This is a genomic window from Chloroflexota bacterium, assembly GCA_038040195.1.
GTDB lineage: Bacteria > Chloroflexota > Limnocylindria > QHBO01 > QHBO01 > DASTEQ01.
The window spans coordinates 1-1,428 of the sequence record JBBPIR010000038.1; the positions used below are offsets into that span (position 1 = coordinate 1).

The following is a 1,428-nucleotide window of genomic DNA, read 5'->3' on the forward strand; positions in this document are numbered from 1 at the left end:
GCCTGGTGAACGCGGACGCCTACAAGGTGCGGGACGGCGAGGTCGTCGCCAAGGCGGTTGCCACCAAGCGGCTTGCCATCCACGCCTCGCCGGCAGGCGGGACGCAGGAACAGGCGATCGAGCCGGAGCGGCAGGAGCAGCCAGCGCTGACGGATGCGCAGGTCGTGCGACTAGCGCAGCTGGGCCGGCGGATCGAAACGCACTTCGGCTCCCCCCAGGACATCGAATGGTGCCTGGTCGACGATGGCTTCCAGATCGTCCAGAGCCGGCCGATCACCACGCTGTTCCCCATCCCAGCAGTCGGCGACCGAGACAATCACGTCTACGTCTCGGTCGGTCATCAGCAGATGATGACCGACCCCATGAAGCCCCTGGGGCTCTCCGTGTGGCTGCTGACGACCCCCGCGCCGATGTACGAGGCCGGCGGGAGGCTGTTCGTCGACGTTACCCCGGGCCTGGCGTCGCCAGCGAGCCGCGCCGGCCTCCTCGAGGTCCTGGGGAGATCCGATCCGCTGATCGGGGACGCGCTGCAGACCATCCTCGACCGCGGTGACTTCATCCCGTCGCTCCCGGACGAGGGGCCCGGCGGGCCGCCGGCTGGCGGCGCGCCAGCCCCGATCGAGTCCGATCCGGCCATCGTCACCGAGCTGATCGGGCGTAACCAGGCTTCCATCGCCGCCTTGCAACGAGACATCCGGACGAAGTCCGGATCCGCGCTGTTCGACTTCATCCTGGCGGACATCCAGGAGCTGAAGCGGATCTTGTTCGATCCGCAAAGCCATCAGGTTTTCATGGCGGCGATGGACGCCACGTGGTGGCTCAACGAGAAGCTGCAGGCGTGGCTGGGCGAGAAGAACGCGGCCGACACGCTCACGCAGTCCGTCCCCCACAACGTCACGTCGGAGATGGGCCTGGCGCTCCTGGACGTCGCGGACGTGATCCGCCCGCATCCGGATGTGGTGGCTTTTCTGCAGGACGTCGAGGACGAGGGTTTCCTGGACGAGCTGGCCAAGCTTGCGGGCGGGCGGGAGGCGCGAGACGCCATCCGGGCCTTCCTCGACGTGTACGGCATGCGTTGCGTCGGCGAGATCGACATCACGAGGCCGCGGTGGAGCGAACGTCCCTCCACGCTCCTGCCCGTGATCCTCGGCAACATCAAGAACTTCGAGCCGGGCGCTGGGGAGCGGCGCTTCGAGCAGGGGCGAGAGGAGGCGTGGGAGAAGGAACAGGAGGTGCTGGAGCGATTGCGGGCCCTGCCGGACGGGGAGCGGAAGGCCGAAGAGGCCAAGCGGATGATCGACCGAGTCCGGACCTTCATCGGGTACCGGGAGTATCCGAAGTACTTCATCGTCAGCCGCTACTTCGTGTACAAGCAGGCCTTGCTGGAAGAGGCCGAGCGCCTCGTCCAGGCCGACGTGCTTCGTGAGA

The 1,428-nt window shown here is 67.3% G+C and carries 1 protein-coding gene; it reads left to right on the top strand.

Annotation, left to right across the window (positions count from 1 at the left end; all coding sequences use genetic code 11):
• A partial coding sequence (locus AABM41_09880; protein MEK6192602.1) for a PEP/pyruvate-binding domain-containing protein occupies nt 1–1,428 on the top strand: 1,428 nt, incomplete at both ends.